A 7,532-nucleotide genomic window follows, 5' to 3' on the forward strand; every position below is an offset into this window, starting at 1 on the left:
CAGGTGGTCATACGACCTCCTGGAAGCCTTATGATCTGCGGAAGAGGGCGGGATGAAACTGGAAATCGACGTCGTTTCCACGCTGGTTGCCGCCATCGTGGTATTGCTGATCGGCCGCGTGGTCATATCCAAGGCCGGCTTTCTTCAACGCTACAATATCCCGGAACCGGTGGTCGGCGGCCTGATCGCGGCGCTGGTCATCACCGCCCTTCGCTTCGGCGGCGGCATGGAAATCACCTTCGACATGTCGCTCCAGACTCCGCTGATGCTGGCGTTCTTCGCCACCATCGGCCTGAGCGCCGATGTCAGGACGCTGATGCAGGGCGGCCGCAGCGTCCTGATATTCTTCGTGGTCGTGGCCGTCATGCTGGTTATCCAGAATGCGGTGGGCGTCGCAGCCGCCCTCAGCCTCGACATGCATCCGCTCACCGGCCTGCTTGCCGGATCGATCACCATGTCCGGCGGGCATGGTACCGGCGCGGCCTACGCGACCCGCTTCGGGGAAGATTACAATCTCCAGGGCGCCATGGAGATCGCGATGGCGTGCGCCACCTTCGGCCTCGTCCTGGGCGGTCTGATCGGCGGTCCGCTGGCGCAGCGACTGATTACCCGGCACGGACTGACCGCAAGCGCCGATGCCGACGACGACGGCGCTCCCGGCGAGCTGGGCGGTGACGAACGGCGGACGCTCAGCCCCGAGAGCTTCGTCGAAACGCTGTTCATGATCGTCATCTGCGTCATGGTCGGGACGTATCTCGGCCAGATCCTGAAGAACGACTACCTGACGCTGCCGGCCTTCGTCTGGACCCTGTTCACCGGCGTCATCCTGCGGAACGGGCTGAGCATTTCCGGTCTGCGGCAGGTCGACACCGCGACCATCGACCTGCTCGGCACGGTGTCGCTGTCGCTCTTCCTGGCAATGGCGCTGATAGCGCTGCGGCTGTGGGAGCTTGTCTCGCTTGCCCTGCCGATCCTGGTCATCCTGGGTGCGCAGACGGTCGCCATCGCGGTCTATGTGTATTTCGTGACCTTCCGGGTCATGGGGTCGAACTACGACGCGGCGGTCATGTCGGCGGGTCATTGCGGCTTCGGCATGGGCGCGACGCCCACGGCCATCGCCAACATGCAGGCGGTCGCGGGGCGCTACGGCCATTCGCCCCAGGCTTTCCTGATCATCCCGATCGTCGGGGCTTTCCTGATCGATCTGGCCAACGCGCTGGTCATCCAGGGATTCATGAGCCTGCCCCGGCTGGGCTTCTAGCAGGAGAGTACCATGATCGGCAGACTTCTCCGCATCGCCGCGGTCGTCCTGGCGCTGGTCGTCACGGCCGCGTGCGAAAAGACGCCCGACGAGGCGGCGGTCCGCGACGCGCTTCAGGGCGCCATCGGCACGACCTTCGACGAACCGGTCGTCGAAATCGCCTCCTTCGAGCGGGTCGGCAGCGGACCGCTTCCGGCCCGAGCCGACGGGACGGAGCGCAAGATCGTCTATTACAACGCGGACCTCCGGCTGCTCCGGGACTATTCCTTCAACGACTGGGAAGCGCTGAACGTCTCGGCTCTGGCCAGCCTGCTCGGCGCTACCGAACATGGGCTTCAGGGCATCCAGCGCGACGGCAACGCCGCCGGCGACACGCTGCAGGTACGCGGTTCGGTGGGGTTCGAGCGGACGGACGGCGACTGGCAGCCGGTCGTGGTGGCCCAGTCTCCCGTCAGCGAACCGCCGCCGCTGGACAATACGGGACCTCCTGCCGTCGCGCGCGGGCTGGTCGACCAGATCATGGCGCTGTTCGAGGGGCCGCCGGCCGACGATGCCGGCGAGGCCCGCGCGATCATCACCGAGGAATTGGACGAGGCTTACCGCCAGATCACGCTTCGTCTCGACCGGCTTCAGCGCGCCTTCGTCATTGCGGGCGGACCGGGTGGCGGCGAGTACAACCTGATTGCCCGGACCATCGCCGCCACGATCTCGGCGAACGGCATCCGCTCGGCCGGCGTCGCCACCGACGGCAGCGTCGAGAACCTCCGGCTGGTCCGCGATGGGTCGGCCGACGTCGTGCTCGCCCAGAACGACATCGCGGCCATGGCGGCGCGCGGCGAGGGACTGTACCAGGATGCCGGCGCCGACCCCGATCTTCGGGCGCTGGCCAGCCTGTTTCCGGAGCCGGTGCATATCGTCGTCCGGGCGGACGATCCGATCCGGACGGTCGCCGACCTGCGGGGCAAGCGGATAGATCTGGGCTTGCCGAGTTCCGGATCGGCTCTGACGGCCCGGTCGGTCATGAGTGCCCATGGACTTGGCCTGGCGGATTTCGCGCAGGTGACCGACATGGGGCCGGCCCGCGCAGTCGAGGCATTGACCGCCGGAAACATCGACGCGGTGGTCAGCGTCATCAATGCGCCGGCGCGCCTGTTCCAGCGGCTGTCGGCGCAGTCGGGCATCCGCTTCCTGCCGCTCGACCCGCAGGCGATACGGACCTTGAGCTCGTCCAGCGGCCAGCTCGTGCCGCTGACCCTTCCCGCCGGGATTTATCCCCGGCAGACGGAACCGGTCCCGACCGTCGCCGTCACGGCGCTGCTGGTGGCCCGGCGGAGCATGCCCGACGTCGAGGTCACGACGATGCTCGACACCGTTTTCAAGGACATCGACTTCGTCGCCGCCGGAAGTGCCGCGGGCGCCCTGATTTCCCGCAACCGGGCCGAAAGCGGCCTGTCGATCCCCCTTCACCCGGCGGCGGAGGCATGGCTGGGCGATACGCCGACCGCCGCCACGCAGTGACTGGCCCGGCACGGTCGCCTATGGCGACGCGGAACGATTTATTGGGAAACGATCGTATCGCACGGTGTTGTTCTGCTGTCAGGTGACAGGCGCGATCGTTACCCTCGCAATTGCGCGTTGAAGAAACTCATAAGAGTGGGAGGATGAGGATGAAAAAGACAATTCTTGCGGCGGCTGCCGCCGTGGTCCTGGCGACGGGCGCCGTCGGCTCGTATTCCGGTCCGGCCAAGGCCGAGGAATTCGTCAATGTCCTGACCGGCGGGACGAGCGGCGTCTATTATCCGCTCGGCGTGGCGCTGACCAAGATCTACGCCGACAAGATCGCCGATGCGCGGACCTCCGTGCAATCGACCAAGGCATCGGTGGAGAACCTGAACCTGCTTCAGCAGGGCAGGGGCGAGGTCGGCTTTTCGCTGGGAGATTCGGTCGCGGCGGCCTGGGCGGGCGACGAGGAAGCCGGCTTCAAGAGCAAGCTTTCCAAGATTCGCGGCATGGCCGCGATCTACCCCAACTACATCCAGATCGTCGCCCGTGGCGACAGCGGCATCAAGACCCTGGCCGATCTCAAGGGCAAGCGCATTTCGGTCGGGGCTCCGCGTTCCGGCACCGAACTGAACGCGCGGGCCATCTTCAAGGCGGCCGGAATGACCTACGAGGATTTCGGCAAGGTCGAGTATCTGCCGTTCGCGGAATCGGTCGAGCTGGTCAAGAACCGCCAGATCGACGCCACGCTTCAGTCGGCTGGACTTGGCGTCGCCTCGATCCGCGACTTGGCGGCGACCAATCCGATCGTCATCGTTCCGATCCCGGCCGACGTGGTGTCCAAGGTTGGAAACGCCGTCTACGTGCCGGAATCCATTCCCGCCGGCACCTATGACGGCCAGACCCAGGACGTGCCGACGGCTGCCGTCGTTAATTTCCTGGTGACGCATTCCGGCGTGGACGACGAACTGGTCTACCAGATGACCAAGTCGATGTACGAGAACCTCGGCGTGCTGGCGGCGGCCCACGCGACCGCCAAGGACATCAAGCGGGAGGAAGCGACCAAGGGCATGCCGATCCCGCTTCATCCCGGCGCCGAGAAGTACTTCCGCGAGGTTGGCGTCCTGAAGTAACCACGCCGATACGGAACGATGCCCCCGGACGCCGTCCGGGGGCATCGTCACGCCTGCCCAGTTCCGCCCGCTTCCGGAGGTAAAACCGCATGCCGGCCAATACAGAAGCCGAGATCCTTCAGCCGGGCCGGGGACCCGCCGAGTCCAGCCCGCTGCATGCCGGGCCGACCGACAGATCGACCGGCACGGGCAAGATCATCTTAGCCATCGCCGTGATCTTCTCGCTGTTCCAGGTCTACACCGCCTCCTACACGCCGCTTTCCAGTCTGGTCGTGCGCTCGCTCCATGTCGGCTTCCTGATGCTGCTGACCTTCGCCCTGTGCGCCTCCCTTCGTCCGGGCCGCAAGGGCGGCTTCTGGTTCGACTGGGTGCTCGGCGTACTCGGCTTCGCCATCGGCCTGTATCACTGGTATTTCGAGAACGACCTGCTGCTGCGGGCCGGCGACCCGAGCACGACCGACATCGTCGTAGGCCTGATCGGCATAGCACTGGTGTTCGAGGCCGCGCGCCGCATCATGGGAATAGCGCTGCCGATCGTCTGCGCCGTGTTCCTGGGCTATGCCCTGTTCGGCGAATACCTGCCGTCGCCGCTGAATCACCGGGGCTATGGCTTCGATCAGGTGGTCGATCAGATGTTCCTGGGTACCGAGGGCATCTACGGCACGCCGATCTTCGTCTCGTCCACCTACATCTTCCTGTTCATCCTGTTCGGCAGCTTTCTGGAGCGCGCCGGCATGATCGGCCTGTTCACCGACGTCGCCATGGGCACGGTCGGGCATCAGCGCGGCGGTCCGGCCAAGGTCGCCGTGGTTTCCTCGGCGCTGATGGGGACGATCAACGGCTCGGGCGTCGCCAACGTGGTGACGACGGGGCAGTTCACGATCCCGCTGATGAAACGGTTCGGCTACCGCCCGGCCTTCGCCGGCGCCGTCGAGGCGACCGCCAGCATGGGCGGCCAGATCATGCCGCCCGTCATGGGCGCGGTCGCCTTCATCATGGCCGAGACGATCAACGTGCCCTATGTCGAGATCGTCAAGGCCGCCGTCATTCCGGCGATACTCTACTTCGCGACCGTGCTGTGGATGGTCCACCTGGAGGCCGGGCGCCTGAACCTGATGGGGCTGCCGAAGAAGGACTGTCCCAACCCGTTCACCGCGATCCGCGACAAGTGGTTCCTGATCCTGCCGCTGGCGGTGCTGGTCTATCTGCTGTTCTCGGGCTATACGCCGCTGTTCGCCGGCACCGTGGGGCTGGGATTGACGATCCTGATCGTCCTCGGCACCTCGGTCTCGACCCTGCTCGGGCCGATGGCCTTGCGCTTCGTCTTCTGGATAGTTCTGGGCGTCGCCGCGTCGGCGTTCTTCCAGTACGGCATCACGGCGGTCTATCTGCTGGTCGGCGTCCTGATCGCGGTCAACCTGTTCACGCACGGCGGAAGGAAGACCCTCGAACTCGCGGTCGAAAGCCTGGCGGAGGGCGCCCGAAACGCGCTCAGCGTCGGCGTCGCCTGCGCCCTGGTCGGCGTGATCATCGGCACCATGACCCTGACCGGCCTTGGATCGAACTTCGTCCGCGTGATCGTGTCCGTCGGCGAGGGCAACCTGTTCCTCAGCCTTGTGCTGACCATGCTGACCTGTCTGGTCCTGGGCATGGGCATCCCGACCATCCCCAACTACATCATCACCAGTTCGCTGGTCGGGCCGGCGCTGCTCGACCTTGGGGTGCCGCTGATCGTCAGCCATATGTTCGTCTTCTACTTCGGCATCATGGCCGACCTAACCCCGCCGGTGGCGCTGGCGGCCTTCGCGGCGGCGCCGATTGCGCGGGCAAGCGGCTTGCAGATCGGCCTGCAATGCATGCGGATCGCGGTCGCGGGCTTCGTCGTGCCGTTCATGGCGGTCTACGCTCCCAGCCTGATGCTCCAGACCGGCGATCCGGTTGCCACGGTCTATATCGTCATCAAGGCGCTGATCTCGATCGGCCTGTGGGGCGCCGCGGCGATCGGCTATCTGCGGGCGAAGCTGACCATCCTGGAGCGGATCTGGGCGACGGCCGCCGCGTTCCTTCTGGTGGTGGCCCTGCCGATAACGGACGAGCTGGGGCTGGGCCTGTTCGTCGGGTTCGCGGCCTTCCATTGGTGGCGCACCCGCAACCAGCCGGGTGAACGGCACGTGGATCGGACCGCCTGAGTGACGCCGGCGTCAGCCGCCTTGTGCATCGCTCTGGCGGGCGCCGGGGCGGCAGACGCGCCGGTGGCGCGCCTCCCCGTCGAGGCGTTTTCGCTTGCCTGGACCCACTCGGTCGAGCGGATCGAGTGGCGCGAGGACTGGCGGATCGCGCAGGGGAGACTGGTGCTGGACGAAGCGCGCGTGCGCGGCAACGGGGCCGGGATGGAGGTACCCGACGGGGCGAAGCTCGTGGACGGTTCCTGGGTCTACCGGCCACGCGTCCCGCCGATGGAGCGGCTGAGCCTCGCCAATTCGAGCTTCGCCGCCGACTACCGCATTTGTGTGAAGGATGGATGCCGCAACTTGGCGGACCTGACCGGAGTGGCCGACCGGCCGGTCGCCTTGTATCCCTGCGCCGGCCCTTAGACGCTTGGTCGGTCTTTCCCCGTTGTCCGCGCCGGCAGGCCCCGACCATGAGAAATCCTAATGACCGGAATAGATTTGCCCGTTTGTCGCCAGTCCGGGACAGGGGCAAGCTGAGGTAACGCTGAGAACCGATTTTCCAGCGGTCGTTTGAAACCGGTTGGAGTTAACCTCATGGCACACAGCGCCCAACTTCGGGAACGTCCCGCCCGGCCCGGAAGAGCCGGCATCGGCATGCCGGTCCTTCTGGCGCTCTTCGCATTGGCGGTGTTCGGCTTGTCCCTGCTCGCCAAGCCGGCGGACCGGGCAGATCCGCGCCCGGTCCAGGAAACAACGAGGACAGCCCCTCAGCAGGACTGGCACGGCAATTACAATAGGGTCCAGCGTTAGTGACCGCCGGACAAGATACGTCCGTTCGGAAGACCGGACTCCCGGACGGACGTCATGATCGCGCGTGACGGAAGTTGCGGATGATGCCGGCATCCAGCTTGGACCAGTAGGCCTCGGCCTCGTTCCGCACCACGGGCATCAGCACGTAGAGCCCGATGATGTTGGGGATCGCCATGGCGAAGATCATGCTGTCGGAGAAGTCGATCACCGGCCCCAGGTTCATGCTGGCGCCCAGCACGGTGAAGCAGCAGAAGATCAGCTTGAACAGCAGGTCCATCGCCCGGCTCTCGCCGAACAGGTAGGTCCAGGCCTTCAGCCCGTAGTAGGACCACGACATCATGGTGGAGAAGGCGAACAGAACGACGGCCACCGTCAGGACGATGGGAAACCAGGGGACCACCGTGGCGAAGGACGCGGAGGTCAGTTCGACGCCGGTAAGGCCGGTGGACAGCGTCCCGCTGATGGTGATGACCAGCGCCGTCATCGTGCAGATGACGACCGTGTCGATGAAGGGCTCCAGCAGGGCGACGTAGCCCTCGGTGATCGGCTCCTTGGTGCGTACGGCGGAGTGCGCGATGGAGGCTGAACCGATCCCGGCCTCGTTGGAGAAGGCGGCGCGCTTGAAGCCTTGGATCAGGGCGCCGACCACTCCGCCGG

Annotated in this window: 7 protein-coding genes; 6 read left to right on the forward strand and 1 reads right to left on the reverse strand. The window is 65.8% G+C overall.

Going from position 1 to position 7,532, the window contains the following annotated elements:
* The first annotated feature begins 52 nt into the window (after positions 1 to 52).
* The 6 genes from gltS (at position 53) to AC5JJ6_RS33140 (ending at position 6,875) form a co-directional block, all read left to right on the forward strand.
* Positions 53 to 1,261, forward strand: coding sequence for a sodium/glutamate symporter (gene gltS / locus AC5JJ6_RS33115; RefSeq protein WP_496046122.1), 1,209 nt, complete (start codon positions 53 to 55; stop codon positions 1,259 to 1,261).
* A 12-nt stretch (positions 1,262 to 1,273) separates the two neighbouring features.
* Positions 1,274 to 2,779 (forward strand): TAXI family TRAP transporter solute-binding subunit, encoded by a 1,506-nt coding sequence (locus tag AC5JJ6_RS33120; protein ID WP_496046123.1) that lies wholly within the window; start codon positions 1,274 to 1,276, stop codon positions 2,777 to 2,779.
* A 149-nt stretch (positions 2,780 to 2,928) separates the two neighbouring features.
* On the forward strand, positions 2,929 to 3,894 hold the full coding sequence (locus tag AC5JJ6_RS33125; protein ID WP_496046124.1) for a TAXI family TRAP transporter solute-binding subunit: 966 nt from the start codon (positions 2,929 to 2,931) through the stop codon (positions 3,892 to 3,894).
* Between the two features lie 89 nt (positions 3,895 to 3,983).
* The gene (locus tag AC5JJ6_RS33130; protein ID WP_496046125.1) at positions 3,984 to 6,083 is read left to right on the forward strand and encodes a TRAP transporter permease; all 2,100 of its coding nucleotides are present in this window, start codon (positions 3,984 to 3,986) and stop codon (positions 6,081 to 6,083) included.
* Complete coding sequence (locus AC5JJ6_RS33135) at positions 6,084 to 6,488, forward strand: DUF1850 domain-containing protein (RefSeq protein ID WP_496046126.1); 405 nt, start codon at positions 6,084 to 6,086, stop codon at positions 6,486 to 6,488.
* 171 nt (positions 6,489 to 6,659) lie between these two features.
* Positions 6,660 to 6,875, forward strand: coding sequence for a hypothetical protein (locus AC5JJ6_RS33140; protein WP_496046127.1), 216 nt, complete (start codon positions 6,660 to 6,662; stop codon positions 6,873 to 6,875).
* A 52-nt stretch (positions 6,876 to 6,927) separates the two neighbouring features.
* On the opposite strand, the gene AC5JJ6_RS33145 is transcribed toward AC5JJ6_RS33140, so the two are convergent.
* A partial coding sequence (locus tag AC5JJ6_RS33145) for an alanine:cation symporter family protein (RefSeq protein WP_496046128.1) occupies positions 6,928 to 7,532 on the reverse strand: 605 nt, incomplete at its 5' end.

Source organism: Skermanella sp. (assembly GCF_059503625.1).

Coding starts and splice junctions, on each gene's coding strand:
- AC5JJ6_RS33140 (WP_496046127.1), top strand. CDS start 6,660: ATGGCACACAGCGCCCAACTTCGGGAACGTCCCGCCCGGCCCGGAAGA.
- AC5JJ6_RS33120 (WP_496046123.1), top strand. CDS start 1,274: ATGATCGGCAGACTTCTCCGCATCGCCGCGGTCGTCCTGGCGCTGGTC.
- gltS (WP_496046122.1), top strand. CDS start 53: ATGAAACTGGAAATCGACGTCGTTTCCACGCTGGTTGCCGCCATCGTG.
- AC5JJ6_RS33130 (WP_496046125.1), top strand. CDS start 3,984: ATGCCGGCCAATACAGAAGCCGAGATCCTTCAGCCGGGCCGGGGACCC.
- AC5JJ6_RS33125 (WP_496046124.1), top strand. CDS start 2,929: ATGAAAAAGACAATTCTTGCGGCGGCTGCCGCCGTGGTCCTGGCGACG.